Below are 26,389 nucleotides of genomic sequence, written 5' to 3' on the forward strand. Positions count from 1 at the left end.
GGAACAATTAAGTAATATAGCAATTTTACAATTTTGACATGATCAAAAAATCGGTAAAAATCCTTTCTATTCTATTATTGTCCTATTTAATGATTTCATGCCAAACAATGAAGTTAGAAGTATCGGAACCAGAATCGTGGCAGGAATTTCAGAATGTTAAAGGGAAAGTTGCAGAAATTATTGTAAACACAGAGACTTATTCATCCGAAACAAAAGACACCATTGTTCAAAAAGAGAATCAACATTATTTTTTTAATAATAAAAACAAAATCATTAAAAGGATTGATATTTACAACAAAGGTATTCAACCAGATACTACAACATTCAGCTATCATAAAAATTTGTTGATAAACTCCAACTTTAATAGTGTAAATTTTAACTCTACAAGTTATTTCTTCTACGATAAAAATAAAAAACTTACTAAAAGAAAGATTAAAACCAATAATGAATTTGTTCTGGAGAATGATTTTAAATATGACCGTAATAAGAATCTAACAGAAATCACATCATATAGCATTAATAATAAAACATTGCAAAACGAAAAATTCCTAATTGATTATAAAAATAGAATGGTAGAAATTTTATCTTTTACCAACAATGTAAAGGATAATATAACATTAAAAAAATACTTTAATAAAAAAGGACAAACTAAAAGGGGTGAATTTATTTTTAATGATGAAAAAAATAAAAATTATTCTTTATATTCACTGATTACTTACGACAAGGCAGGAAATATTATATCTAAAAATTCCTATTATTTTACTGGTAAGCCTTACAATTCTTCCTGTTATAAATATACCTATGATAAATTGGGAAATGTGATTTCAAGCGAAATGACATCCAATAATAAATTATTTGAAAAATCAACATATCAAATTATATATCGTTAAAAGTCTGTATATAGTTTATTTATTTATAAATTTTGCAAAATCTCTTAAAAATATTATCCCAAATTCCCGATCCCGAAATTCCCGTGATCAACATCGTGGAACTCGGAATTGTGCGCGAGGCAAAAATGATTTCTGAAAATGAAGCGGAAATAGTGATTACACCGACTTATTCTGCGTGTCCGGCGATGTTTAATATTGAAGAAGACATCATCAAACTTTTTAAAGAGAAAGGAATTTCAGCGAAAGTTACTACCAAAATGTCTCCGGTTTGGACGACCGACTGGATTACCGACGAAGCTCGAGAAAAACTTCGCGCTTATGGAATTACACCGCCGGAAACAGGTTCTCACGAAGATCACCTCAACATTCCAAAAAAATGTCCACGTTGCAGCTCCGAAGACACCAAACAGATCAGCCGTTTCGGTTCCACACTTTGCAAAGCGAGTTACCAATGCAACGATTGTTTGGAACCTTTCGATTATTTTAAATGCCATTAATTCAATTTGAAAATTTCATTATTCAAAGCATTATAACCTTCATTTTTCTTAATAATTAAACTTTATCTTTGTGAAAACGCATGATTTTCAAATCAAACTCATTGTTAAATTTTCAAATTAAAAGCTATGTACACTCAACTCGAAATAGAATCTCTTCTGGAAGGTAAACTTCAAATCGCTTACCTCAATCAGCCCGAAACTTTCAACAGTTTAAACAAAATTTTACTCAAAGAGCTGCGAACCTTTGTTCATGAAGCTTCGAAAAACCCAGAAGTACGTTGTATCGCGATTTCTGGTCGTGGAAAAGCGTTTTGTTCCGGACAAAATTTGAAAGAAGCATTATCATTAGGAAACGCTGAAGACGACCGAATTATCCAAAAAATAGTGATCGATTATTATAATCCGTTGGTGAAAGAAATTGCACATGCAAAAAAACCGGTAGTTTCTTTGGTAAATGGTGCTGCAGTTGGAGCAGGAGCCATGTTGGCATTGATTTGTGATATTTCTTTAGCTACAGAATCATCTTATTTTTCGCAGGCATTTGTGAATATTGGTTTGATTCCAGATACGGGAGGAACATATTGGTTACCAAAACTTTTAGGCCGTCAACAAGCAAATTATTTGGCGTTTACCGGGAAAAAACTTTCCGCAACCGAAGCGAAAAATATGGGCTTAATTGCTGATGTTTTCCCTGACGAAAATTTCATGGAAAGTGCGATGGAAGTGCTTACAACACTTTCAAATTTACCTACGAAAGCAATTTCTTTAACGAAAAAAGCTTTCAATGAATCTTATGAAAATTCCCTAAGCGAACAGCTCGACGTTGAAGGAATTTTGCAACAAGAAGCCGCTGAAACAGAAGATTTCCGAGAAGGAGTTACCGCTTTTTTAGAAAAAAGAAAACCAAATTACAAAGGAAAATAGAGCAATTTGAAAATCAGATAATTGGTAAATTTGAAAATGATGAGAAATGATAAAGAAAATATAATCGTGACTAAAACTTTCGAGTTTGCTCTTCAAATTATCGAGTTTTCTGAGAACATTTTCGAACAAAAAAAATTCTCATTGGCTAATCAGATTTTTAAGTCAGGAACTTCCATTGGCGCAAATGTTCGTGAAGCGCAAAATGCTGAAAGCAAAGCCGATTTTATTCATAAAATGAAAATTGCTGCCAAAGAAGCGGACGAAACGGAATATTGGTTGCAATTGTGTAATAACTCGCCATATTTGAAAACTCCCGACGATTCTTTGATTTCCAATTTGAAAAATATCGTTCTAATATTATCAAAAATTATTTCTACTTCAAAACAAAAGTAATAAATACAGTACCAATGATTTCACTTTGCATCATTATCAAATTTACTAATTATCAAATTATCAAATTATGTTCATAGGAATAATCGGTTCCGGAACGATGGGGATTGGAATTGCGCAAGTGGCAGCAACTTCCGGATGCGAGGTGCTTTTGTACGATACCAATTCTGCACAAACCGAAAAATCTTTATTAATTTTAAAAAACACTTTACAAAGATTGGTCGAAAAACAGAAAATTACGCCCGAACAAAGCGAAGAAATTTTCAGTAAAATAAAACCTTGCAACGAACTTCAGGATTTTGCAACTTGTGATTTGGTTATTGAAGCCATTATTGAAAGCAAAGAAATTAAAACCAAAGTTTTTCAAAATTTAGAAGAAATAGTTTCCGAAAATTGTGTGATTGCAAGCAATACATCTTCTATTTCTATCACTTCCCTATCTTCGGAACTGAAAAATCCGGAACGTTTTATCGGAATTCATTTTTTCAATCCGGCGCCGCTGATGCCTTTGGTAGAAATCATTCCCGGACTTTTAACGAAAGAAAATTTAGCTGACGAGATTTTTAGTTTAATAAAAAGCTGGGGAAAAACTCCGGTGATAGCGAAAGATGTTCCCGGATTTATCGTGAACCGAATTGCCCGACCTTTTTACGGCGAAGCTTTAAGAATTGTCGAAGAAAATTTGGCAACAATTGAACAAGTTGATGATGCGATGCGAACGCTGGGAAATTTCAAAATGGGACCATTTGAATTGATGGATTTAATTGGAATTGATGTTAATTTTTCGGTTACTAAAACCGTTTATCAGGATTATTTTTTCGATCCTAAATATAAACCCAGTTTGCTTCAACAGAGAATGAGCGAGGCAAAATTACTCGGCAGAAAAACAGGAAAAGGGTTTTACGATTATGCTGAAGGCGTGGAAAAACCTTTGCCTCAAAAAGATGAAAAACTCTACGAGAAGATTTTCATGCGAATTATTTCAATGCTCATCAACGAAGCTGTAGAAGCCAAAAGATTGAAAATTGCCAGCGATGAAGATCTAGAATTGGCGATGCAAAAAGGCGTGAATTACCCGAAAGGACTTCTAGCTTGGGGAAAAGAAATCGGTTACGGAAAAATTTCAGAAACGCTTCAAAACTTATACGAAGAATATCAGGAAGAACGGTATCGACAAAGTCCTGCACTTCGTACAATGTAACAATGTAACAATGTAGAAAATGTAACAATTTGAAAATGGGCAAATTAGGATTGAATATTCTCATTACAAAATTGGTAAATTGGTAAACCGGTAGATTGGTAAATTGAAAATTAAATTATGACTTCACACGAAACTGCCCAATACATGCTCAATCAGGATGAATTCTCTCAATGGATGGGAATAAAACTGATTGAAATCCGCGAAAAATATTGCTTAATTGAAATGCCTGTTAAACGGGAAATGATCAACGGACTGAAAACCGTTCACGGCGGTATTACTTTTTCCTTCGCCGATTCAGCACTGGCTTTTCAAGCAACAATACCAACGAAGCTTCGGTCGCACTGAATTGTACCATCAATTTCACCAAAGCCGTGAAAATGGGCGATATTTTGAGAGCAGAAAGCGTTCTAATTTCCAACACACGTAAAACCGGAATTTACGACATCAAAATCACGAACCAAAAACAGGAATTGGTCGCTGCTTTTCGGGGAACAGTTTATAAAGTTGATAAGAAGGTGACAGATTTGTAAATTCAATTCTCATAAAAATATTTCACAATTCCCATTTTGGGAATTTTTTTGTTATATTTGTATCAAATTATTTGGTTTTGAGAGTCATAGCGAAAAAAATTCTTCGTGAATTTTGGGAAAAACACAATGATTGTGAGCAGCAACTAAAATCGTGGTTTAAGGAAGCAAGCGTTGCAGAGTGGAAAAATGCTCACGATATCAAAAGTGAATATACTAGTGCAAGTATTTTAAATGATCAAAGAATCGTCTTTAATATTAAAGGAAATCATTATCGGCTCATTGTGAAACTCAATTACGATTATCAAATGATCTGGATTCGATTTATTGGTACTCACGCCGAATATGATAAAATTGACGCCAACGAAATTTAAAAAGATGGAAATTAAACCAATCAAAACTGAACAAGATTATTCCGATGCATTAATTAGATTGGAAGAAATTTTTGATGCAAAAAAAGGAACAAAAGAAGGCGACGAATTAGAAGTTTTAGGAATTCTCATTGAAAAATATGAAGATGAAAACTTTCCGATTGATTTGCCAGATCCTATTGAAGCAATAAAATTCCGGATGGAACAAATGGATTATTCCCAAAATGATTTGGCAAAAGTTATCGGTTTGAAAAGCCGGGCCAGTGAAATTTTAAATAAGAAAAGAAAACTATCATTGGAAATGATCAGAAACCTGCATTCCATCATGAAAATCCCCTCAGAAGTGCTCCTTCAAGCCTATTAATCTTAGAAAATAATCATCAAAACTCAACTTCAAAAACAATTTTTGAAGTTTTTTTATTTTGATGTAACAAAATTCCGAACTTCGTTGTCTTACCTATAAACTAAACTATGACTCACGCAATCTTTAAAGAAACGGTATTCTGTCTCAAGGATGAGATGTATCGTTTTGCAAAAAGATTTGTGATGAGCAGTGACGAAGCCGAAGATATTGTACAGGATTTAATGATAAAATTCTGGCAAAAAAAAGAAGAATTGGCCACATTCGGAAACCTGAAATCATACGCGATGAAATCGGTAAAAAACGAATGTCTGAACCGGCTAAAGCATCACGACGTGAAAATGGGTTTTGCAGATTTTCAATTTCACCGGAGCGAGCTTTACCAAATCGAAACCAATAATTTGAAAGATCAGATTCTAGGGTTCATCAGGCAACTTCCGGAGAAACAAAAAGCCGTGATTCACCTGAAAGATGTTGAAGAATATGAAATCTCGGAAATCGCAAAAATGCTAGAAATAGAAGAAAACGCAGTAAGAGTAAATTTAATGCGGGCTCGACAAAAAATTAAAGAACAAATCACCAAACTGATGAATTATGAAAACCGACAAATCACAGGATAAATACAACGAAATCTTCCAAGAGCTCAGGGAAGAAAAGATGAACTGGGATTTCAAAGATTTCTTGGCGGAAGCTGAAAAAGAAAAAAATCCCACCATTGAAGTTTCAGAAAAGAAAAGCGCGTCTTTCCCGAAGTTTTATTGGATGGTGGCAAGTGTAGTACTGCTTGTTTCCATGGGAGTTTTCTATAATGTTTCCAACCAAAATAAGATGGATGAACAAGATCAATTGGTGAAAAATGAAATCTTAAAACAAAAAGATGATTTCGGGAACAACAATGAAATTGTAGCCGTGCACAGCAATGATTCCCTGAAAACAGCTTCGGATAGTTTAGTTACCGACTCAGTATCCATCAGCAATGGTGAAGATGTAATAGAAAAAATTCTTCCGAAAAGAGGTAGAATAAAAAGACAGGCGCGGCCGCAGTTTGTCGATAATTCCACACCAGAAAAATCTGCAACGGGTACAACTGCCCAAAATCCCGAATACGAATCCAACTACGTGATTATCAACGGACAAAAAATAGAAAACGAACAGGAAGCCATCGATTTAACGAAATATTCGTTCAGAATTCTTTCTGAAAACGTTTCTAAAACAGTAGCTTCAACTGAAGCAGTGAACAGCTTTATTAATGATTAATAAAATTTAAAATCATGAAAAAATTACTCTTAATATTCGCCCTTACTTTCTCTTATTTTATCCAAATAAATGCCCAGAAAGACAAATTAGATCAGCTTTTTGATAAATACCAGGAATCCGAAGGGGTTACCTCCATCAAAATTGCAAAACCGATGTTCAACATGCTCAACAAGCTGAATATTAACGATTCCGAACTCGAACAAATAAAACCTTTGCTCAGCAAAATTAATGGTTTACGAATCCTTATCGTAGAAAAACCGACCGCAGCAAACAATACGGGAAGCCAAAACAAAATAAATTTAGGCAATTTTCAAAGTTTGCAATCCGACATTAACAATTCCATCAAAAACATGAAATATGAGGAATTGATGACCGTGAACAGCAAAGACAATAAAATTAAATTCCTTTCTTCTGATGCAACCAACGGAATTTTGGACAATTTGCTTTTAAATATCAGCTCTGAAGGGAACACCGTTTTAATGATGCTTGATGGAAAAATTTCTATGGATGATGTGAACAAGCTTATCAACGAGACGCAATTATATGCAACGGGTGGATCGGATGGCAATAACTCTTCAACTTCATCCGGCTCGGCAAGAGAAGAAGTACGTAAAGTTGCCAGTTTCAGTGGCATTCAGGTTTCATCGGGCATCAATGTTTCCTTCACTCAGGATGCTAAACAAAAAGTAGTGGTAGATTCCGACAGACCGGAATTTGTAAAAACCGAAGTAGTAGGCGATATTTTGAAAATTTATGTCGATAACAACAATAACCGAAATCTGAAATTCAAAAAACTGAGTGTGACTGTCTCTGCTCCGGAGCTGAGCAAAATCGCGGTAAATTCAGGCGCAAATTTTAATACCCTGAATACCATAAAAAGCAATTATTTTCAGATTGCCGCAACTACGGGAGCAAATCTGAAAGCCGACCTAGACACGAAGGGAAAAGTAGAACTCTCCACAACTTCAGGTTCAAACGTAAGGCTGAATGTGAATGCCGACGAGCTGGAAATGAGTGCGACCAGCGGTTCTTCAGCAACATTATACGGAAAAATAAAAGAAACAACTTTCGATGTTTCCAGCGCGGCAACAGTGAACGCACAGGATCTGGAAACACAGAAATCACAAATCAACGCTTCTTCAGCAGCAAATATAAAAGTGAACGCAACTGAAAACATTAACGTTACCGGAACCTCGGGTGCGAGTGTAAGATACCGCAGCAACAATAATGTAAAGCGTAATGCAGAACTTTCTGGCGGAGCATCAATGAAACCTTTGTAAAAACTTTCACCATGAAAAATTTGATCCTTATTCCGGTAGCTTTATTACTGCTGAGTCTGCAATCCTGCATCGTATCGAGTTCACCAAAAATGGGCTTTTTCGATAATCCTTATTACGACTACGGTGGCGCAAAATTTACCAGTATAAATGTGCCCATGTTTCTCGCGAAACCCCTCGTGAAAAAAGCTTTGAAAGAAGATGGCGAAAGCGAAGAACTCATTAACCTCATCAAAAAAGTTTCGGATGTGGAGGTGATGACGGTAGAAAATGGTAACAAGGAAATGTTGGGCGATTTCACAAAATATCTTACATCCAATAATTTTGAGGAATGGATGACCGTAAAAAAAGCCGATGAAACCATCAATTTCCAAGCGAAACAAAGCGGTGATGTAATTAAAAAATTGATGATCACTATGCATTCCGGAAAGGAATTGGTTTTTGTAGATGTCACAGGAAAATTCACCCCCGACGATATCTCACGAATCATCAATTATTCTGAGAAAAATGATGTGAAAAAATTGACTTTGAAATAAAAAATAGAAATAACAGTAGCGCTTTTGCTGTTATTTTTTTTTAAAGATAACATTGCTTGATCACTTTTTTTATAATAAAAAATACTCAATTTCGATTTTCCAAAAAAAAAACATAATTTTGCAAGAAAGTAAAGATGTCTATTCACAACAAAATCGTAGAAACGGCCATCACTTTCGATGACGTTCTACTTATCCCTTCTTACTCAGAAGTTCTGCCTAATCAGGTTTCCCTTAAATCAAGACTTTCCGATAAAATTACGCTCAATGCGCCGATTGTTTCCGCTGCGATGGATACGGTTACCGAAGCCGAAATGGCCATTGCAATGGCGAGAGTTGGAGGAATTGGCTTCATTCACAAAAACATGCCAATCGCCGAACAAGCCGCGCAAGTTTACCGCGTAAAACGTTCGGAAAACGGAATGATTTCCGATCCGGTGACCTTATCCAAAGACCATACTTTAGCTCAGGCAAAAGAAATGATGGCTAATTTCAAAATTTCCGGACTGCCCGTGGTTGATAATGATAATAAACTTATCGGAATCATTACCAATCGAGATGTGAAATACCAGGAAAACCTCGATGCAAAAGTGGAAGAGCTGATGACCAAAGACCACCTCATCACTTCCGATAAAGAAACCAATCTCGAACAAGCTAAAGCGATCCTTCTTCAAAACCGAGTGGAAAAACTTCCAATCGTGGACAAAGAATTCAAATTGGTGGGTTTAATTACCATTAAAGATATCGACAATCAATTGGAATATCCCAATGCCAATAAAGACCAAAACGGTCGCCTCATCGTTGGAGCAGGCGTTGGTGTTGGCGAAGATACGATGGATCGCGTTGCGGCATTGGTAAAAGCCGGTGTCGACATTATTGCAGTTGATTCTGCTCATGGCCATTCGAAAGGAGTTTTAGATAAAATTAAAGAAATCCGCACTGGTTTCCCAGATCTGGATATTGTAGGTGGAAATATCGTAACTGCAGACGCTGCAAAAGACCTCATCGAAGCTGGAGCAAACGTGCTGAAAGTAGGTGTTGGTCCTGGTTCTATCTGTACCACGAGAGTTGTTGCCGGTGTTGGTGTTCCTCAACTTTCCGCTATTTATAATGTTTTTGAATACGCAAAAACCAAAAATGTAGCCGTAATTGCTGATGGCGGAATTAAACTTTCCGGTGATATTGTAAAAGCGCTTGCTTCAGGCGCGAATGCCGTAATGCTTGGTTCTCTGCTTGCGGGAACTGACGAAGCACCGGGTGAGGAAATTATTTTCCAAGGAAGAAAATTCAAAGCATATCAAGGAATGGGCTCACTTTCCGCCATGAGACGGGGCGGCAAAGAAAGATATTTCCAAAGTGAAGCCAAAAAATTCGTTCCAGAAGGAATTGAAGGACGAGTTCCTCACAAAGGAAAACTGGAAGAAGTGGTGTTTCAACTAACAGGAGGAATCCGTGCCGGAATGGGTTATTGCGGAACCAAAAATATCGATACGCTACAAAAAGACGGCAAAATGGTGATGATCACAGGAAGCGGTTTGAAAGAATCGCATCCTCATGATGTGATTATTACTCAGGAAGCACCGAATTATTCTTTATAAAAAATTTTAAAATACCAAAGGGTTGCCAATTGAGCAACCCTTTTTTTTATGCTGTAATGTTGAAAATTATTGTTTAATTTTACTTTTTAATCATTTTAAAAATGAAATATTACTTCCTTTTTCTCCTGCTTTTCTTTGTGGTTCAATGTGATATTATGCCTTCAGCAAATCCTGTATATCCGTCAAAAACAACAGTTTTAAAAACTGAAAGCAACGAATTCGAAGAGTTGATGGAAAAAGATCAAATCAATAAAAAACAAGTAATCGCGGAAGTCCTCACCTATCTTTTGAATGACGACGACTCCAATGATCCGAAAACCGCCGCTGTCATCGACAACAATTCCAGTTGCGATATCATTCTAAGATTGGTGGAAATTCAGGGAAACAGGATTTACAATCTACCAATTCCGAAACACAGCAAAAATCAATTTGTCATTTATAAAGGAAATTACACGATGAAAACTAACGTTTGTGCAGCAAAATATTACTCACAAAAACAAATCAGCGCACCTTTGATTTTGAAACTTTCAGGAAATTAAGTGTGCCTTTCAGCAGGATTATCTATGCCTAAATTTTCTTTAAAATCCTCAATTCGCCAATCGGTTCCAGCATTTCCTTTTTCAATTTTTTCCTTGGAATATAAACGGAAATCGTTTTCTGTTTTTTCTAAAAGATAATCATAAGGACCAACGGACGAAATTAATTTCACCAAAACCGGAGAAATTTCCAGGCAGATAAAAAGTCCCATGATAAAAGCAGCCGCAATTCCAATAATCGGGGTGTTTTTTCCCAACTCATCAAGGGCCTGAAGTCTGGCGGCAAAACCATTGAATTTGTCTTCAAAAGTTTCGGTTTTATTTCTTTCCGTTTCGATATTGGTGTAGACTTTAGAGATTTCTTTATCTAAATATTCCAATCTTGGAGCGATTTGTTTTTGATAATTTTCCAAATCCTGGCGACGCTGTTCTTTCAATTCAGATTTCCTTTTGGCATTGGAACCGAAACCTACTTTCCCACTCGTCAAACCACTCTGTTTCCCCAGAATTTCCTTCTCTAGCTCTACCGCAGCAGAATCATAAGATTTTTGATACTCCGCTATTTTGTTGGAAATTTGTTTTTTCTCAGTCTCAAAAGGTCCCGATTGTTGCAAAATTCTACCATTCATTTCCGCCTGAAGTTGGGTTTTATTTCGCTGAATAATGGTATTCAGCTGTTTGTTGACTTCCTTCTCAAAGATTTTAAGTTCCAAAGGTTTCGAGATAATAATTCCTAAAAATGTCGCTAAGATCAACCTTGGAATTGCCATTAAAATCTGGTTCCACCAAGTTCCTGTTTTCTTAATGGAAGAAACGATATAGCGGTCAAGATTAAAAATCATCAGTCCCCAAAGCAACCCAAATCCTGCCGAAACCCAAAGATCATCAAACACCGTAAACATCGCATATCCAGCTGATAAAGTTGCGAAAACTGCCGTAAATAAAACAATTCCGCCGATTCCAGCAAATTTATTCCACTCACTCGGAGTTTTTCTCAGGATATGAAGATTTCCGCCGGAACAAATAATCAAAAACTGCTGAAACCAATTCATTTTATGATTTATAGGTTTTATATTTTGAGAGATATTTTTCATTTCTTACCGTACTTAAAATTCATTAAACTTATTAAATTTGTCCATAAAAACTCCAAAATGTTACAAATAGTATTATGTTTAACAAAGAAGATAGCTTGTAGAATTGTTGTAAATATATTTTACAAATTAAATCATTAAAATTCAATAATTTACAAAATACTTAAGAAAATTAAAAGAAAATATTTCCTACTTAATTCGATCCGGATTTTGTTTCAGAAAACTATCCCAACCCGAATAATTTTTATCTGAAACCAGATTCCCAGAATTGAAATGATGACAAACCGCGACCGCTAAACCATCGGAAGCATCGAGGTATTTTGTTGGAAATTCTTTCAATTTCAAAAGGTTTTTTAGCATTCCGGCGACTTGTTCTTTGCTCGCATTTCCGTTTCCGGTGATCGCCATTTTTATTTTTTTCGGAGAATATTCGGTAATCGGAATATCCCGATGAAGTGATGCCGCCATTGCAACACCTTGCGCACGACCAAGTTTCAACATACTTTGCACGTTCTTTCCAAAAAAAGGTGCTTCCAAAGCGACTTCATCAGGGTGATATTCATCTATTAATGCTAATGTTTTATCAAAAATAATTTTGAGTTTCGTTTCGTGATTAGGATATTTCTTTAAAATAAGTTCGTGGATGGAAATCAGTTCGATGGAACTTCCTTTCACAGCGATAATTCCGAAACCCATAATTGTGGTTCCCGGATCGATTCCTAAAATAATTTTTTCTGTTTGCACCTCACAAAAATAGCAGTTTCAAACAAATTGCCTCATTTTATAATCATTAAATCAGAAAAATAATTTTAAATTTGTTTACCGACACGTTATCTTATTGAATAAGAGTTATTTTCAAGAATCTTAAAATTTTAAGCCAAAAAAAAGCATTAGCAACAAAAAAACAAAATAAAAAACATGAAAAAATTTCTATTAAGCTTAACGCTGATGACTGCGCTTTCCGCCGGAAATTTAGCCTATGCACAAAAACATGAAGCCCCGAAATTTGTGACCAACATCGAGGGAACCAAGGAATATTCCTTGAGCAACGGAATGAAAATCCTGCTTCTACCCGATCCTTCACAAAGTAACATGGTGGTGAACATTATTTACAATGTAGGTTCAAAAGACGAAGGTTACGGCGAAAAAGGAATGGCTCACTTACTGGAACACATGCTTTTTAAAAGCACTAAAAACCTTGGCGACATCAAGAAGCAACTTTCTGATAAAGGTGGCGCTGCAAACGGAACCACTTGGTACGACCGAACCAATTATTACGAAATTTTCCCTTCCAATGATGAAAATCTAAAGTGGGCTTTGATGATGGAAGCGGACAGAATGATTAATGCAACTATTTTGCAAAGTGACCTCGATAAAGAATTTTCGGTGGTAAGAAATGAATTCGAAATCGGTGAAAATAATCCGACCGGAGTTCTTATGGAAAAAGTGTTTTCTGCTGCGTATTTGTGGCATAACTACGGGAACAGCACCATCGGAAGCAAAGAAGATATCGAAAGAGTGAAAGCTCCGGTGCTTAGAAAATTTTATGAAAAATATTATCAACCGGATAATGCAACTTTGGTTATTGCCGGGAAGTTTGATGAAGCGAATGCTTTGAAATACGTTTCAGAATATTTTGCTCCACTTCCGAAACCCAGCCGCGAACTCGGTGGAACTTACACAGTAGAACCCGCACAAGATGGTGAAAAATTCGTGGAAGTAAGAAGATCCGGAGACAGCAAAATTGTTTCAGCAGCATATCATGCCGCGGCTTATGCGGACAAGGATTATGCAGCTTTGGATGCTTTAATAGAGGTATTAACTGCGGATCCATCTGGTTATTTGTATAAAAACTTGGTTGAAACTCAAAAAGTATCGAGTTTATGGGCTTATTCGCCAACTGTGAGAGATGCTGGATTGGTTTATTTCCATTTTGATGTTCCAAAAGATAAAGATTTGGAAGCGACAAAAAATGTGGTTAGATCTGAACTCGATAAAATTGCAACAATCTCCTACACAGAACAGGATTTAGCAAGAGCGAAAGCAAAACTTTTAAAACAAATAGAAAACACTAAGAACAACACTATTAACAAAGCTATTGGTTATACAGAAATTGTTGGAACCGGCGGTTACAAGCTAGCTTTCCTTTATCGTGATAATGTTGAAAAATTAAGTCTTGCAGACCTCAACAGAGTTGCACAAAAATATTTTAAAAGCAATAACAGAACTGTAGGAATGTTTATTCCTTCCAAAGACGAGCAACGTGTAAAACCTGCAGAATTCAGCAATGAACAAATTGCCGCGCTTACCAAAGATTACAAAGGAAAAGCTCTAGAAAAAGAAGCCGCTCCTTTCGAAGCAAGCATAGCCAACTTAAAAAACAATTTGAAAGAAGGCGTACTTTCGAACGGTATGAAATACGGTTTGGTAAACAAAGAATTGAAGGGTGAAAAAATTATCGCCAACTTCAAATTACTTATCGGTAATGAAAAAGAATTGGCCGGAAAATCGTCCGTCGGAGCTTTAACTGCAGCTTTACTCAGTTCAGGAACCAAAACGAAAACCAAAGAACAAATCCAGGATCGTTTGGATCAACTCAATTCTTCAATCTATTTCCGAACCAGTGGTCAAAATTTCTTGATTAATGTATCGACTTATAAAAACAATTTCGCCGAAGTAATGGATATTTTGCAGGATATTTTAGCTAATGCAACCTTCCCGCAAAACGAGCTTACGAAAATGATTGCTGAAAACAACACGTATTTGGAAGCGCAACAAAAAGATCCGCAAGCCATCGCAAGCAACGAACTTCAACGCCTGGCAAATCCTTATCCGAAAGAAAGCATTTTCTACACGCCAACTTTGCAAGAAGAAATAGACAATAACAAAAAAGTAACCCGCGATCAAATCACCGCTTTCTATCAAAATTTGATGGGTGCAAATGATGGACTCGGAACTGTTTTAGGAAGTATCAATGCTAAAACTACGGCAAATTCATTAGAAAAAACCTTCGGAAAATTCACCGCAAAAATCAAATATTCCGAAGTGAAACCTACCTATTTTGAAACTAAAAAATTGGACAAAAACTTCATCACTCCCGATAAGGAAAACGCGGTCGCTCTAGGAACCGAAAAATTCAGAATGGATCAAAAACATCCTGATTATGCAGCTTTGGTATTGGCCAATGAAATCCTGGGAAGTGGAGGTTTCCTTTCTGCAAGACTTCCGATGAGATTGCGCGAAAAAGAAGGAATCAGCTACGGTGTGGGTTCTTACCTCAGCGTTCCGGTGACCAATGATGTGGCTTCCTGGAATTATTATGCATTCTTAAATCCGACTAAAAGAGATGCTGTAGAAGCCGCTTGGAAAGAAGAAGTTTCCAAAGCATTGAAAGACGGTTTTACCGCTCAGGAATTGGCTGACAATAAAAAAAGCTACGCAAACGTTCAGCAAACCAATCTTGGAATGGATAATACTTTGATCAATTTGGTCAACAAAAAACTTCAATACGGAGTTTCACTTGATGAATACGACGCATTGAACACAAAAATCCAAGCTTTAAAATTGGAAGAAGTGAATGCCGCACTGAAGAAATATTTAAGTTTAGACAAAATTATTTCGGTGTACGCAGGAGATTTCAACAAGAAATAGATATTTTTTTTCAAAAGTAAATCCGGGACTTCGTTCCGGATTTTTTATTTTAATGAAGATCTTTTTTCGTTTCAATCATTGCATTTTCAACAACTTCCATAATTTTTTTTACTTCTTTGTGAGGATTAAAAACAGCGTTTTTCCCTTTCGCTTCATCAGCAATATTCGAGAGAATGACCACCGAAGTTTTCGTTTCGGGATAATAAATATTTAATGATGGCGATCCTTTCACATAACCGGTATGAAAATAGGATTTTGGTTTTCCCTCATTCATCATAATTCCAAAACCATAACCCACTTTCCCCAAAATTGGGTGGTTATTTTCCGTAGATTGGGACATAAATTTTCTAAGCGATTCCGGTTTAAGGATTTTTCCATTATATAAAGCAAAATTCCATTGATGCAAATCCGAAACTGTGGAGAGTACACCACCTGCTCCTACCGAAATCTCACTATTGGAAAGTCTTGTGGGCATATTTTCGACTTCCAGAAATCGAGAAGAATTTCCCAAATACGCGCTCGAAAAATGATGATTCACGAATAAATCTGAAGTTGAAGAATGTTTCATCACGGCTTTCGCAAAAAGTTCTTTCGCATTTTCGCCATATGTTTTTCCCGAAGCTTCCTCGATCAATTCACCCAAATATCGGTAACCCTTATTGGAATAATTGAATTTTGTTCCAGATTTTGAAAGCAAACCACTTCCCGAATCGCTGAGCCCGGAAGTATGATTCAGCAATTGCCCAATGGTGATATTTTCAAAAGTTTTGGACTGAAATTCTTTTAAATATTTTGAAACTTGATCTTCCACTTTCAATTTTCCTTGTTCTTCAAGAAGCAAAATCATCACCGCAGTAAATTGTTTACTCACCGATCCAATGGCGAAAACCGAATTGCTATCAAGCGGAGTTTTGGTTTTAAAATTCTCAAAGCCATTATATTTTTCATAAAGAATTTTGCCATTTTGCATTACCGAAATACTTCCGTTGAATTTCGATTGTGAAAATACCGAATCCATCTGTTGCACCAACAAATTTTTCTTAAACTGCGTAATTGTACTATCGATAATGGCATTCCTTTTTACACTTTCATCGACCAATTTCTCGGATTCGGATTTGCAGGCCGAAAAAATAGCTAGAAAAAAAGTTGAATAAATTAATATTTTTAAAGGATTCACATTTGTAATTTTTATAAAAATATTAAATTTAATTCTAATAAAAAAACAAGGATTTAAAGGAAACCGTCAAGGTTTTAAAAACCTTGACGGTTTGTATTTGTAGTAGTTATTAAAATAATTCTCCGTAATCCATTTCTCCATCATGAATCGCTTTGAAAGTTTCAACATCTTCAAATAAAGATAATACTAGGTCTCGCTTTAATTTTGTCGGTTTATCGGAAATTATGCTTCCATAAGAACTCCACGGATAATCGAAAACATTTTCTGTAAAGCCATATTTTTTGGGAGTATGGTGGATATAATGAATTGCTTTTCGAAGATGTTCTTCAGAATCGATTAATTTTCTTTCAAAATTCTTCTCAAATAATGATCCTGTTCTTTCATATCGCTTGTTAATGGCTTTTGCATAAGAGTTGAAAAAATGTCCAAACTGCAAATGAACATCTACCTTTTTTGGAACCTGCGTGGCAGTATAAATTAATTTTTCGGTATCGATATCACCCTTTATAAAAACTAAAAGATGAAAGTGATTTTTGAGAAGAACCCACGCCAAAATTTCACAAAACGGGGAAAGATATTGATCCATTCTGTGCAGGAAAAACTCGTAATTTCTTTTTTCAAAGAAAATATTCTGTCCATTATTTCCACGATTGTAAATGTGGTAATAATTTCCTGGCTCGAGAAGGAGTTTATCTGCCATTATAATTGGATTTTCTTGTTGATAGCCATCTACACAAACCGTCAAGGTTTTAAAAACCTTGACGGTTTTTTTAGTTGATAAAAACTACATATTCCGCCTGTATTTTCCGCCCACTTCAAACAAAGCATTAGTAATCTGTCCAAGAGAACAGAATTTCACCGCTTCCATCATCACTTCGAAAAGGTTTTTTTGATTGATGGCTGCGTGTTGTAATTCTTCCAAAATCTTCTGTGTATGGGCTTTGTTGGCAATTTGGTAAGTTTCCAAATTTTTAATCTGCTGTTGCTTTTCCTCTTCAGTAGAACGGATTACTTCGCCAGGTAAAACCGTTGGTGAACCGTCTTTGCCAAGGAAAGTATTCACGCCGACAATTGGATATTCGCCGGTATGTTTCAGCCATTCGTAATGCATCGATTCTTCCTGAATTTTGGATCGCTGGTACATGGTTTCCATAGCGCCCAAAACGCCGCCACGTTCGGTGATTCGGTCGAATTCAGCATAAACAGCCTCTTCAACTAGATCCGTCAGTTCTTCAATAATGAAAGAACCTTGTAAAGGATTCTCGTTTTTCGCTAAACCTAATTCTTTATTAATAATCAGCTGAATAGCCATTGCTCTACGCACGGACTCTTCGGTTGGCGTGGTGATCGCCTCGTCGTAAGCATTGGTGTGCAGCGAGTTGCAGTTATCGTAGATCGCATATAGCGCCTGCAACGTAGTTCTAATATCATTAAAATCGATTTCCTGCGCGTGAAGCGAACGCCCGGAAGTTTGGATATGGTATTTCAACATCTGGCTTCTTTCGTTGGCGTTGTATTTTTCGCGCATTGCTTTAGCCCAAATTCTTCTTGCGACACGGCCAATCACCGCATATTCCGGATCGATACCGTTCGAGAAAAAGAAGGATAAATTCGGAGCAAAATCGTTGATATCCATTCCGCGGCTCAAATAATATTCCACATACGTGAAACCGTTTGCAAGCGTAAATGCCAATTGAGAAATCGGATTCGCTCCAGCTTCAGCGATATGGTAACCGGAAATCGACACGGAATAGAAGTTTCTCACTTTTTCTTTAATGAAATATTCCTGAACGTCGCCCATCAATCTCAAGGCAAATTCGGTAGAGAAAATACAAGTATTTTGCGCCTGATCTTCCTTCAAAATATCTGCCTGAACCGTTCCACGAACTGTTGCGATGGTTTCGGCTTTAATTTTCGCATACGTTTCCTCATCTAAAATCTCGTCGCCGGTAAGTCCCAATAATTTCAAACCCAATCCGTTATTCGAAGGAGGAAGATCGCCGCTATAAGTTGGGCGGCTCAGTCCTTTATCGTCGAATTTCTCTTTGAGTCTTGCTTCAACCTTATCCCAAAGATTATTTTCCTCAATGTATTTTTCACAGTTCTGATCAATGGCTGCATTCATGAAAAACGCGAGCAACATTGGCGCCGGACCATTAATCGTCATCGAAACCGACGTCATTGCATTCACCAAATCGAACCCTGAATAGAGTTTTTTCGCATCATCCAAAGTCGCAATCGAAACTCCTGCATTCCCGATTTTCCCATAAATATCCGGCGGAAAAGCAGGATCCTGACCGTAAAGCGTCACCGAATCGAACGCTGTAGAAAGTCTTTTGGCATCCATTTCTGCGGAAACGTAATGAAATCTTCGGTTGGTTCTTTCGGGTCCTCCTTCTCCGGCAAACATCCTTGTTGGATCTTCTCCAGTTCTTTTGAAAGGATAAATTCCGGCAGTGAATGGAAATGCTCCGGGAACATTTTCCTGGCCTTTCCAACGAATTAAATCGCCCCAATCCTGAAATTTCGGCAAAGCAATTTTCGGAATTTTAAGATGAGAAAGCGTTTCAGATTTGGTCTGAACTTTAATTTCTTTACCCCGAACGAGATAAATATATTCATCAGCTTCGTGCTTCAGTTTGAAATCGTGCCAACCGTTCAAGAAATAAATATTTTCCTGGCTAAGATCTTTTTTGATTTTCTGATATCTTTTTTCGAGGATTTCCTGGGAATTTACATCGTCTTCGAGGATATTTTTGGCGCCTTGAAGTTGGTAAAGTTTTCTTGCGATCAATGCCTGATCAACCACATCTTTGTCGTAAGCACGGTTGTTTTCAACGATTTCGGAAAGATAGCGAACTCTTTTCGGAGGAATAATGGTGGTTTCTTCTGAAACATTCTGCTCAATATATCCGCTCAGATTTAATCCGTCGAACTTTTCATTTAGTTTTTTAATTAATTCATTATAAAGTTCAGTCGTTCCCCAATCGTTGAACTGGCTTGCTTTCGTCGAGTAAACCGGCATTTCTTCCAAAGGCTGCTCGAACAGCAGATGATTTCTCTGAAACTGTTTTTTTACCGCTTGCAGTGCATCCAAAGCACCTCGTTTGTCGGATTTATTTAACGCAACCAAATCTGCATAATCAAGCATGTCGATTTTTTCCAATTGGGTTGACGCACCATATTCCGGCGTCATCACATACATGGAAACATCCGCGATATCGGTAATTTCTGAACCAGATTGTCCGATTCCGGATGTTTCGAGAACGATGACATCAGGTTTTGCTATTTTTAGAATATTTAATGCGGAATGAATGTGCGGCGACACGGAAACGTTGTTCTCCCGAGTTGCCATAGAACGCATATAAACTCGCGGATCATTAATTGAATTCATGCGGATTCTGTCGCCCAAAAGTGCACCCCCTGTTTTCTTTTTGGAAGGATCGATGGAGATGATGGCAATTTTTTTCTCCGGATTGGAGCGTAAAAATCTTCTTACTAATTCGTCGGTTAAGGAGGATTTTCCTGCGCCACCGGTTCCGGTTATTCCGATAATTGGAATGTGTGAATCTTTTGATCTTTGCTCTATTTCCTTAACCAAATCAGGTTTAGTTTCGGAAAAGTTTTCAACAGCAGAAATCACTTCAGCAATTGATTTTGAATCTTCAAATTTAATTTTATCTAAATCTTGAACGGTAATTTTTTCTCCTGTTGGAAAATCGGATTTCTGTACCAAATCGTCAATCATTCCCTGCAAACCGAGTTCGCGGCCATCATCAGGAGAATAAATTCTTGTCACGCCATAATCCATCAAATCTTTGATTTCTTCAGGCAAAATAACGCCGCCTCCACCACCAAAAATCTTGATGTGAGAAGCGTTTTTCTCTTTTAATAAATCATAAATGTATTTGAAATACTCGTTGTGACCACCTTGATAGGAGGTTAAGGCAATTGCATTGGCGTCTTCCTGAACCGCACAGTTTACTACTTCTTCAGCGGATTTGTCATGGCCGAGATGAATAACTTCTACGCCGGTTCCTTGGATTACGCGACGCATGATATTGATCGCAGCATCGTGGCCATCGAATAATGCAGCGGCGGTAACGATACGGATTTTGTTTTTTGGAGAATATTTTTGAATTTCCATAATTGAATGTTCGTAAGATTCCAAATATAGGATTTTTTGTAATTTTAAAAAAGAAAACCCTTTCTGTTGATTGAAAGGGTTTTAAGTATTAAATATCAAAATTTGATGTTAAAAATCGTAACCAATTTTAAAACTTAATTGGGGCACAACTTGGGCATCATATCCTTTTTGCAAAATTTTACCAATTCCTACACCCGCTTTAAACTCGTAGTTGAAATGTTCAGCAAAATTTCTTCGCAAGCCCCAAGTTGGAACTAAAGAAATCATTTCGTTAACTTCAATCCCCGAAACATTTGAAATTACGAACCAATTTGGAACATATTCAACAACAGCTGAAATATAATTTCCGGAGTTGTTTGATGTATTTTTTCCTGCCTCACTCCTTTTTTGGAGATTGTAGTAATATTTTGGTGCAATAGAAATTGCTGGCGCTAGTGCGAAACCCGTTTTACTATACAAATCTCCGCCCCAAATAGATGGATATAAAGCCAACTGACTTCTAAGCGAAAATTCATCAGAAAGTTTTGCTTCATTATAAAGTTCTGCACCGAAAAGACCGATCTGGATTCCTGTTACCGATTTTTCTACACTTGCATTTTTTTGTCCAAACGCGATTGCTCCTAATGAAAGCACCGCCAACGATAAAAACTTTGTCATATAATATTGTTATTGTTTTGTAACCGACCAGTTTCCGACCCAATCACCCATTTTCCAGGTGCCGGATTTTGTTTTTAAGTTTCCCCGCAAGGTAAAACCCGATTGTAAAGTAACGGATTGCAGCGCGCCATCATCCCGCACCATTCCTGAAACAAAAGAGTTTTCGGTACTGAATTGCGAAACTTTCGTAACCGAAATATAACCGTTTTGGGCTACTTCAATGGTTAAAGAACCTACTTCGTCGCCGGAATAATTTCCTTTATAAACGCCCTTAAAAGGAGATACGTAATTTTCATTAGCATCTTCTTCCCTAAGATTATCAATAATTCGTTGGCAAGAAATAAGAGACAAAATACTCAAAATTGTCAATGTTGGTCTAATTTTCACGACTGTTATATTTTTCTCAAATATAAAAAAAATACCAATTTGTTTATTAAATCTTTATTTTTGCGGAAACTTTATTAATATGCAACGCGTCATTATTTATTTTTTCGCCGGAATCGTGATCAGTTTTCTTTTGAATTATTTTTTGTTGGGAAGCCAAGGTTGGGCGTTGGATTTATATTATGCAATTGCATTTGGTGCGGCTTGGGGAATGGCTTATTTCCTTGATGATGAAAAATTCACTTTGGCGCAGAAGCTGGGGATTTCATTTCTGGGGATGGGAGTTTTAATTATTTTGGGATTTTTACTATTTGATATAGAAAAAGCAGTGCCTTCAGTGATTAAATTCTCGATGGTTTTTGTGGCATATTATGTCTTTGCGAGTTTTAAAAGTTCGAAATCTTTAAGAAGATAATAGAGAATTCAATAAAATTTAGGCTCATTAAAGAGAATAAAAGCATCAATAAACCCATCATTTTCAAAACCTTAGGATAATATTTTCTAAAATATTTTCTGTTTCAAAAAAAATCTTTACCTTTGCACACCCTATTTAGGGAAAATTATGTTTAATCGTTAAACGAAAAAGTGTGAATACATTAAGTTACAAAACCGTTTCAGCTAACAAAGCTACCGCTAATAAAGAATGGGTTGTGGTAGACGCTGAAGGACAGCCATTAGGAAGACTAGCTTCTAAGGTTGCAAAGATTTTGAGAGGAAAGCACAAAACGAATTTTACGCCTCACGCAGATTGTGGAGATAACGTAATCGTTTTGAATGCTGGGAAAGTAACCCTTTCCGGGAACAAGTGGGCTGACAAGACTTACATTTGGCATACTGGATATCCAGGTGGTCAAAAGTCGATGACTGCTCTTGAACTTCAGAAAAAAGATTCTTTAAAAGTATTGGAAAAATCTGTAAAAGGAATGCTTCCAAAAAACAAATTGGGATCTCAATTGTTTACTAACCTTTATTTATATGAAGGTACAGAACACAAACACGAAGCTCAACAGCCAAAAGTTATTAATATTAACGAATTCAAATAATTAATATGTCAATAGTTCATAAAATCGGAAGAAGAAAAACTTCTGTAGCAAGAGTTTATGTAAGACCAGGTTCTGGTGTAATTACCATCAACAAAAAGGATTCTAAAGAATATTTCGGAACCGATGTTTTGGTATACAAAGTGAACCAACCATTTTTGTTGACAGAAACTGTAGGTCAGTATGACGTAACAGTGAATATTTTCGGAGGTGGAATTACAGGTCAGGCAGAAGCGATCAGACTAGGAGTTTCTAGAGCATTATGCGAAATCAACGAAGAGTTCAGATTATTGCTGAAACCTCACGGCTTGCTTACAAGAGATGCAAGAATGGTTGAAAGAAAGAAACCAGGTCAGAAAAAAGCAAGAAAGAAATTCCAATTCTCAAAACGTTAAGAATTGCTGTAAGCAATATGCTTTATGCATTAAGCTTCAATTCCTACAAATTATTAAACCGCTTGAAAGCTTAGCACTTATAGCCTAAAGCCTAAAGCCTAACAAAATGCCCCGTTAGTTTAGCACCCAAACATTTCTCCCATCTAAAGAAATTGTTGATTGCACAAATGCGGAACGTAAACTAAAAATAAAAAAGCGACATGGCAAAAGCAAATGTTAAAGACCTTTTAGAGGCAGGTGTTCACTTCGGTCACATGACCAGAAAGTGGAATCCAAATATGGCTCCATACATTTTTATGGAGAAAAACGGTATTCACATTATAGACTTACATAAAACAGTTGTAAAATTAGACGAAGCTTGTAGCGCTTTGGAAAAAATTACTTCTGCTGGCAAAAAAGTTCTTTTCGTGGCTACAAAGAAACAAGCGAAAGAAGTAGTTGCAAAATATGCGGCTGACCTTAATATGCCTTATATCACTGAAAGATGGCCTGGTGGAATGCTAACAAATTTTGTTACCATCCGTAAGGCCGTTAAGAAAATGAACCATATCGATAAAATGAAGAAAGATGGAACTTTCGAAACTTTATCTAAAAAAGAAAGACTTCAGGTAGATCGTCAAAGAGCTAAGCTTGAGAAAAACTTAGGTTCTATTTCTGACATGGTTCGTCTTCCATCAGCTCTTTTTGTAGTTGATATTATGAAAGAACACATCGCGGTTACTGAAGCTAAAAAATTGGGTATCCCTGTATTCGCTATCGTAGATACGAACTCAGATCCAAGAAAAGTAGATTTTGTAATCCCAGGAAACGATGATGCTTCTAAATCTATCGATATGATCTTGAGCGTAGTTTCATCATCTATCAAAGACGGATTGTCTCAAAGAAAAGCTGATAAAGAAAAATCTAAAGAAGAAGGAGAAAAAGTATCTGCTGATGCTGATGCAGATTTCGACACTGCTGCAGAATAAGATTTTATCTTCAATACAAGAAAAGCTCAGATTAATTTCTGAGCTTTTTTTATGTTTAAATGAAAATGATTTAAAAATTTAAATCGAAAACAGTTACTTAATTCTGAATTTAATATAAGTAATAGTTTTCCCTTTTGCGGAAAATAATCCCTCGTAATAGGTCTTTATTTCTCTCAGAAGTGGCGTTCCCGGTTCGTATTCCGGTGCTCCATAAATATCGTGATGTGCAGAAATAATTTCGTGACCTTGTCCCTGAAGCAATCCTAAAGTATAACCATGAAGAAATTCCGAATCGGTTTTCAGATGAATAATACCGTCTTTCTTTAAAATTTTCCTGTAGCGATCCAGAAAGTCAGGATGCGTCATTCGGTGTTTGGTTCTGCGGTATTTAATCTGTGGATCCGGGAAGGTAATCCAGATTTCATCAACCTCATCTTGGTCAAAAAAACAATCTACCAATTCGATTTGCGTTCTCAAAAAAGCGACATTATTGAGGTTTTTCTCGTGAGCTTCTTTAGCTCCAAACCAAAATCTAGCACCTTTGATATCAATCCCGATGAAGTTTTTTTCAGGAAAAGACTTTGCCAATCCTACGGAATATTCCCCTTTTCCGCAACCGAGTTCCAAGACAATAGGATTCTCATTTTTGAAAACTTCGGATCTCCATTTTCCTTTTAAAGGATAATTGTCGAGCGCCTCTTCTCTGGTCGGCTGAAATACATTTGGAAGTATTTTGTTTTCGGCAAATCTTGCCAGTTTATTTTTACCCATTTCTTATTCAAAATCGTGCAAAAATAACCAAAAATATAGACTTTAATGCTTTTTTAACCAAATTAAAATCAATGAACTTTAGATTCTCCCAACTCTACGATGATTGCCTGCTTCACTGTTTTTTGCGACGCATACTGAGCACCACAAAGCAAACTTGAAAAAAGATAATCGCCTTTTGGTACCACAATCGTATTATCCGATTGTGCAGGAATTGCGAGACGATACTTGGTAAAACCCACTCCTTCCATTCGCATAATGATGTTACATTCCGATTTGTTTTCAATCATTACAATACTTTCAGTGCTGTTTGGGTTGTTATCAAATAGCGAATTTAGGATTTTTACCGTGTTATTCTTGTGCTCGATTGGGTTAGTGGACATCAGCATTTTAAATTCTTCCTCTTCTGGATTTTCATAAGCTACCGCTTCATTGGAAGATGGTTGCGGATTTGGATCCGATGTTTTCGATTGGTTGGAAGATTCTAGCCGTTCTTTGTAGTAAGCAATCTGTTTTTGGCGAATGGTTTCATTCATTTCATCAAAACCAATTTTTGTCGAAGGCTTTCTGCGAAGAATTGCAAGCTTTTCTTGAAAATCTTTGACACGCTGATCTGTTGGCTGAGCATTCTTTATATAATCTTTGAGCAATTGAATAAGTCTTGGTTTCAAGACCGATCTTTTGGGTTCATCCGGATGTGCAATTTTTAGGTATGCATCTATTTCATAAATATTATTACTTCTGAGGATATGAGAATAATCTTTACCTTTTTGCTGTGCGGAGAATATTGCCGAAGTGAATACGAAAGAAAGGAGTATATTTTTAAAAAAATACATTTTTATTGATAATAAGTTTAGCTTAAAATTTTTGTGCAAATTTATTTAAAAATTATAAATTAGCTTTAATGTGATTCAGAAATCATTCTAAGTTGTCCATCAAATGTGAATTTCGAAGTCGCCGTTGATAAATCGGCAAGTACTTTTCTATATAAACGGAAACTGCCTCGTAATTATTTTCTTCGATAAGAGGAAATAAACCTTCAGAAGTATAAACAAACTGCAAGAAATTATCAATGAAGCTGGCAGGAATTTTCAGGTTAGTAAAATATGCATCACCATAATATTTTCTGATGTTGGCTACAGCAACATTCATTTTTTCATATTGATTGGCGCGTTCCTTCTTTTTGCGATCGCCTGAAAGGATGTCATAAATACTCTCTAAACTAAAAGTGAGGCCTCCACCCGAAAAACCAGCAACAGGAAGTTGTGGAGACGTTCCATCACCTTTGGGAGCAGGCAATCCGATCATTTTCTGCAGCGCCAATGTTTTTTCTCCGGTTTTCAGCGAACTCACATCTTTTCTCAGGTTTCCGGTAGGTTTAAATTTATTAATAACCACTTCCTGAATATCATAGTAAGCGATTTTCAGTTCGACAAAGTTATTAGCATTCTGCAAATTTTCTGCGGTTACGGTAACATCTTTTCGATCGGTAACGATAGAAGTAAAACGAATTACATCACCTGGTTTCGCCGGAATTTTAAAAGTACCGAAATAATCGGTGTAAACAGTTTTATGAGAAGTAATGTTGGTTACATAAACCTGATTGAGATAGTACACAGAATTATCTCTGATAATAATTTCGCCGGAGAAAAACTGGGAATGAATCTGTGTTAAAACAAACAGCGCAACAAGTAGAAAAAATCGTTTCATATAGGAAGCAAAAGTAAATCAATTTTTACATTTACTATG

The 26,389-nt window shown here is 36.4% G+C and carries 28 protein-coding genes and 1 pseudogene; 19 read left to right on the forward strand and 10 right to left on the reverse strand.

Annotated elements, in window-relative coordinates:
• The first annotated feature begins 107 nt into the window (after positions 1-107).
• From AP75_RS00565 to AP75_RS00630, 14 genes and pseudogenes are all read left to right on the forward strand, one after another.
• Positions 108-890 (forward strand): hypothetical protein, encoded by a 783-nt coding sequence (locus AP75_RS00565; protein ID WP_143755757.1) that lies wholly within the window; start codon positions 108-110, stop codon positions 888-890.
• A 32-nt stretch (positions 891-922) separates the two neighbouring features.
• On the forward strand, positions 923-1,387 hold the full coding sequence (gene paaD / locus AP75_RS00570; RefSeq protein ID WP_031502939.1) for a 1,2-phenylacetyl-CoA epoxidase subunit PaaD: 465 nt from the start codon (positions 923-925) through the stop codon (positions 1,385-1,387).
• Between the two features lie 126 nt (positions 1,388-1,513).
• The gene (locus tag AP75_RS00575; RefSeq protein ID WP_031501858.1) at positions 1,514-2,311 is read left to right on the forward strand and encodes an enoyl-CoA hydratase/isomerase family protein; all 798 of its coding nucleotides are present in this window, start codon (positions 1,514-1,516) and stop codon (positions 2,309-2,311) included.
• 39 nt (positions 2,312-2,350) lie between these two features.
• Positions 2,351-2,704 carry a four helix bundle protein gene (locus tag AP75_RS00580; protein ID WP_031501860.1) on the forward strand — a complete coding sequence of 118 codons (354 nt, stop codon included), beginning with the start codon at positions 2,351-2,353 and terminating at the stop codon, positions 2,702-2,704.
• 67 nt (positions 2,705-2,771) lie between these two features.
• On the forward strand, positions 2,772-3,902 hold the full coding sequence (locus tag AP75_RS00585) for a 3-hydroxyacyl-CoA dehydrogenase NAD-binding domain-containing protein (protein WP_088263379.1): 1,131 nt from the start codon (positions 2,772-2,774) through the stop codon (positions 3,900-3,902).
• 117 nt (positions 3,903-4,019) lie between these two features.
• Positions 4,020-4,432, forward strand: a pseudogene (locus AP75_RS00590) (PaaI family thioesterase).
• A gap of 77 nt (positions 4,433-4,509) precedes the next feature.
• Complete coding sequence (locus AP75_RS00595) at positions 4,510-4,803, forward strand: type II toxin-antitoxin system HigB family toxin (protein ID WP_088263426.1); 294 nt, start codon at positions 4,510-4,512, stop codon at positions 4,801-4,803.
• Between the two features lie 4 nt (positions 4,804-4,807).
• Positions 4,808-5,164 carry a helix-turn-helix domain-containing protein gene (locus tag AP75_RS00600; protein WP_031501862.1) on the forward strand — a complete coding sequence of 119 codons (357 nt, stop codon included), beginning with the start codon at positions 4,808-4,810 and terminating at the stop codon, positions 5,162-5,164.
• 107 nt (positions 5,165-5,271) lie between these two features.
• Positions 5,272-5,781 carry an RNA polymerase sigma factor gene (locus AP75_RS00605; protein ID WP_031501731.1) on the forward strand — a complete coding sequence of 170 codons (510 nt, stop codon included), beginning with the start codon at positions 5,272-5,274 and terminating at the stop codon, positions 5,779-5,781.
• Positions 5,756-6,418 (forward strand): hypothetical protein, encoded by a 663-nt coding sequence (locus AP75_RS00610; protein ID WP_088263380.1) that lies wholly within the window; start codon positions 5,756-5,758, stop codon positions 6,416-6,418. The genes AP75_RS00605 and AP75_RS00610 overlap by 26 nt, the downstream gene beginning before the upstream one ends.
• Before the next feature lie 14 nt (positions 6,419-6,432).
• Positions 6,433-7,698, forward strand: a complete 1,266-nt coding sequence (locus tag AP75_RS14190) for a DUF4252 domain-containing protein (protein ID WP_158212057.1) — start codon at positions 6,433-6,435, stop codon at positions 7,696-7,698.
• An 11-nt stretch (positions 7,699-7,709) separates the two neighbouring features.
• Positions 7,710-8,231 carry a DUF4252 domain-containing protein gene (locus AP75_RS00620; RefSeq protein WP_031501986.1) on the forward strand — a complete coding sequence of 174 codons (522 nt, stop codon included), beginning with the start codon at positions 7,710-7,712 and terminating at the stop codon, positions 8,229-8,231.
• Positions 8,232-8,365: 134 nt separating this feature from the next.
• Positions 8,366-9,826: an IMP dehydrogenase gene (gene guaB, locus AP75_RS00625; RefSeq protein WP_088263381.1), complete on the forward strand. Its 1,461-nt coding sequence runs from the start codon at positions 8,366-8,368 to the stop codon at positions 9,824-9,826.
• Between the two features lie 101 nt (positions 9,827-9,927).
• On the forward strand, positions 9,928-10,365 hold the full coding sequence (locus tag AP75_RS00630; protein ID WP_031501982.1) for a DUF6759 domain-containing protein: 438 nt from the start codon (positions 9,928-9,930) through the stop codon (positions 10,363-10,365).
• Here AP75_RS00630 and AP75_RS00635 read toward each other — a convergent pair.
• Complete coding sequence (locus AP75_RS00635; protein ID WP_031501980.1) at positions 10,362-11,456, reverse strand: DUF4407 domain-containing protein; 1,095 nt, start codon at positions 11,454-11,456, stop codon at positions 10,362-10,364. The genes AP75_RS00630 and AP75_RS00635 overlap by 4 nt on opposite strands.
• Positions 11,457-11,642: 186 nt before the next feature.
• Entirely contained in the window at positions 11,643-12,197 is a 555-nt protein-coding gene (ruvC, locus tag AP75_RS00640) for a crossover junction endodeoxyribonuclease RuvC (protein WP_031501978.1), read from the reverse strand.
• Positions 12,198-12,371: 174 nt separating this feature from the next.
• Here ruvC and AP75_RS00645 point away from each other — a divergent pair, with 174 nt between their 5' ends.
• Positions 12,372-15,104, forward strand: a complete 2,733-nt coding sequence (locus tag AP75_RS00645) for a M16 family metallopeptidase (RefSeq protein ID WP_088263382.1) — start codon at positions 12,372-12,374, stop codon at positions 15,102-15,104.
• Positions 15,105-15,153: 49 nt separating this feature from the next.
• Here AP75_RS00645 and AP75_RS00650 read toward each other — a convergent pair whose 3' ends face one another.
• The 5 genes from AP75_RS00650 to AP75_RS00670 all read right to left on the reverse strand — a co-directional run bounded on the left by AP75_RS00650 (position 15,154) and on the right by AP75_RS00670 (position 21,472).
• The gene (locus tag AP75_RS00650) at positions 15,154-16,281 is read right to left on the reverse strand and encodes a serine hydrolase domain-containing protein (RefSeq protein ID WP_034766831.1); all 1,128 of its coding nucleotides are present in this window, start codon (positions 16,279-16,281) and stop codon (positions 15,154-15,156) included.
• 109 nt (positions 16,282-16,390) lie between these two features.
• A complete protein-coding gene (locus tag AP75_RS00655) occupies positions 16,391-16,981 on the reverse strand; it encodes a transposase (RefSeq protein ID WP_031502369.1) in 591 nt (196 codons plus the stop codon).
• A gap of 84 nt (positions 16,982-17,065) precedes the next feature.
• Entirely contained in the window at positions 17,066-20,428 is a 3,363-nt protein-coding gene (locus AP75_RS00660; RefSeq protein ID WP_088263383.1) for a methylmalonyl-CoA mutase family protein, read from the reverse strand.
• Positions 20,429-20,536: 108 nt separating this feature from the next.
• On the reverse strand, positions 20,537-21,085 hold the full coding sequence (locus tag AP75_RS00665; RefSeq protein ID WP_031501461.1) for a hypothetical protein: 549 nt from the start codon (positions 21,083-21,085) through the stop codon (positions 20,537-20,539).
• Between the two features lie 9 nt (positions 21,086-21,094).
• Entirely contained in the window at positions 21,095-21,472 is a 378-nt protein-coding gene (locus AP75_RS00670) for a hypothetical protein (protein ID WP_242589736.1), read from the reverse strand.
• Positions 21,473-21,551: 79 nt separating this feature from the next.
• Between AP75_RS00670 and AP75_RS00675 the strand changes: the two genes are divergently transcribed.
• The 4 genes from AP75_RS00675 (at position 21,552) to rpsB (ending at position 23,872) form a co-directional block, all read left to right on the forward strand.
• A complete protein-coding gene (locus AP75_RS00675) occupies positions 21,552-21,884 on the forward strand; it encodes a hypothetical protein (protein ID WP_088263385.1) in 333 nt (110 codons plus the stop codon).
• 172 nt (positions 21,885-22,056) lie between these two features.
• Positions 22,057-22,512, forward strand: coding sequence for a 50S ribosomal protein L13 (rplM, locus tag AP75_RS00680; protein ID WP_031501463.1), 456 nt, complete (start codon positions 22,057-22,059; stop codon positions 22,510-22,512).
• A 5-nt stretch (positions 22,513-22,517) separates the two neighbouring features.
• A complete protein-coding gene (rpsI, locus tag AP75_RS00685; RefSeq protein WP_031501464.1) occupies positions 22,518-22,904 on the forward strand; it encodes a 30S ribosomal protein S9 in 387 nt (128 codons plus the stop codon).
• A gap of 200 nt (positions 22,905-23,104) precedes the next feature.
• Positions 23,105-23,872, forward strand: coding sequence for a 30S ribosomal protein S2 (rpsB, locus tag AP75_RS00690; protein WP_031501465.1), 768 nt, complete (start codon positions 23,105-23,107; stop codon positions 23,870-23,872).
• A gap of 93 nt (positions 23,873-23,965) precedes the next feature.
• Here rpsB and trmB read toward each other — a convergent pair whose 3' ends face one another.
• From trmB to AP75_RS00705, 3 genes are all read right to left on the reverse strand, one after another.
• Positions 23,966-24,643 (reverse strand): tRNA (guanosine(46)-N7)-methyltransferase TrmB, encoded by a 678-nt coding sequence (trmB, locus tag AP75_RS00695; RefSeq protein WP_031501466.1) that lies wholly within the window; start codon positions 24,641-24,643, stop codon positions 23,966-23,968.
• Between the two features lie 68 nt (positions 24,644-24,711).
• Entirely contained in the window at positions 24,712-25,476 is a 765-nt protein-coding gene (locus AP75_RS00700; protein ID WP_088263386.1) for a DUF6759 domain-containing protein, read from the reverse strand.
• A gap of 82 nt (positions 25,477-25,558) precedes the next feature.
• A complete protein-coding gene (locus tag AP75_RS00705; RefSeq protein WP_088263387.1) occupies positions 25,559-26,350 on the reverse strand; it encodes a hypothetical protein in 792 nt (263 codons plus the stop codon).
• Positions 26,351-26,389: the final 39 nt, after the last annotated feature.

The organism is Kaistella haifensis DSM 19056 (assembly GCF_000735695.2).
In the GTDB taxonomy this organism is placed as follows: Bacteria; Bacteroidota; Bacteroidia; order Flavobacteriales; family Weeksellaceae; genus Kaistella; species Kaistella haifensis.

Coding starts and splice junctions, on each gene's coding strand:
- AP75_RS00580 (WP_031501860.1), top strand. CDS start 2,351: ATGAGAAATGATAAAGAAAATATAATCGTGACTAAAACTTTCGAGTTT.
- trmB (WP_031501466.1), bottom strand. CDS start 24,643: ATGGGTAAAAATAAACTGGCAAGATTTGCCGAAAACAAAATACTTCCA.
- AP75_RS00630 (WP_031501982.1), top strand. CDS start 9,928: ATGAAATATTACTTCCTTTTTCTCCTGCTTTTCTTTGTGGTTCAATGT.
- AP75_RS00575 (WP_031501858.1), top strand. CDS start 1,514: ATGTACACTCAACTCGAAATAGAATCTCTTCTGGAAGGTAAACTTCAA.
- AP75_RS00585 (WP_088263379.1), top strand. CDS start 2,772: ATGTTCATAGGAATAATCGGTTCCGGAACGATGGGGATTGGAATTGCG.
- AP75_RS00675 (WP_088263385.1), top strand. CDS start 21,552: ATGCAACGCGTCATTATTTATTTTTTCGCCGGAATCGTGATCAGTTTT.
- guaB (WP_088263381.1), top strand. CDS start 8,366: ATGTCTATTCACAACAAAATCGTAGAAACGGCCATCACTTTCGATGAC.
- AP75_RS00635 (WP_031501980.1), bottom strand. CDS start 11,456: ATGAAAAATATCTCTCAAAATATAAAACCTATAAATCATAAAATGAAT.
- AP75_RS00620 (WP_031501986.1), top strand. CDS start 7,710: ATGAAAAATTTGATCCTTATTCCGGTAGCTTTATTACTGCTGAGTCTG.
- AP75_RS00645 (WP_088263382.1), top strand. CDS start 12,372: ATGAAAAAATTTCTATTAAGCTTAACGCTGATGACTGCGCTTTCCGCC.
- AP75_RS00565 (WP_143755757.1), top strand. CDS start 108: ATGAAGTTAGAAGTATCGGAACCAGAATCGTGGCAGGAATTTCAGAAT.
- AP75_RS00600 (WP_031501862.1), top strand. CDS start 4,808: ATGGAAATTAAACCAATCAAAACTGAACAAGATTATTCCGATGCATTA.
- AP75_RS00660 (WP_088263383.1), bottom strand. CDS start 20,428: ATGGAAATTCAAAAATATTCTCCAAAAAACAAAATCCGTATCGTTACC.
- rpsI (WP_031501464.1), top strand. CDS start 22,518: ATGTCAATAGTTCATAAAATCGGAAGAAGAAAAACTTCTGTAGCAAGA.
- AP75_RS00655 (WP_031502369.1), bottom strand. CDS start 16,981: ATGGCAGATAAACTCCTTCTCGAGCCAGGAAATTATTACCACATTTAC.
- AP75_RS00705 (WP_088263387.1), bottom strand. CDS start 26,350: ATGAAACGATTTTTTCTACTTGTTGCGCTGTTTGTTTTAACACAGATT.
- AP75_RS00610 (WP_088263380.1), top strand. CDS start 5,756: ATGAAAACCGACAAATCACAGGATAAATACAACGAAATCTTCCAAGAG.
- AP75_RS00700 (WP_088263386.1), bottom strand. CDS start 25,476: ATGTATTTTTTTAAAAATATACTCCTTTCTTTCGTATTCACTTCGGCA.
- AP75_RS00665 (WP_031501461.1), bottom strand. CDS start 21,085: ATGACAAAGTTTTTATCGTTGGCGGTGCTTTCATTAGGAGCAATCGCG.
- AP75_RS00605 (WP_031501731.1), top strand. CDS start 5,272: ATGACTCACGCAATCTTTAAAGAAACGGTATTCTGTCTCAAGGATGAG.
- rpsB (WP_031501465.1), top strand. CDS start 23,105: ATGGCAAAAGCAAATGTTAAAGACCTTTTAGAGGCAGGTGTTCACTTC.
- AP75_RS14190 (WP_158212057.1), top strand. CDS start 6,433: ATGAAAAAATTACTCTTAATATTCGCCCTTACTTTCTCTTATTTTATC.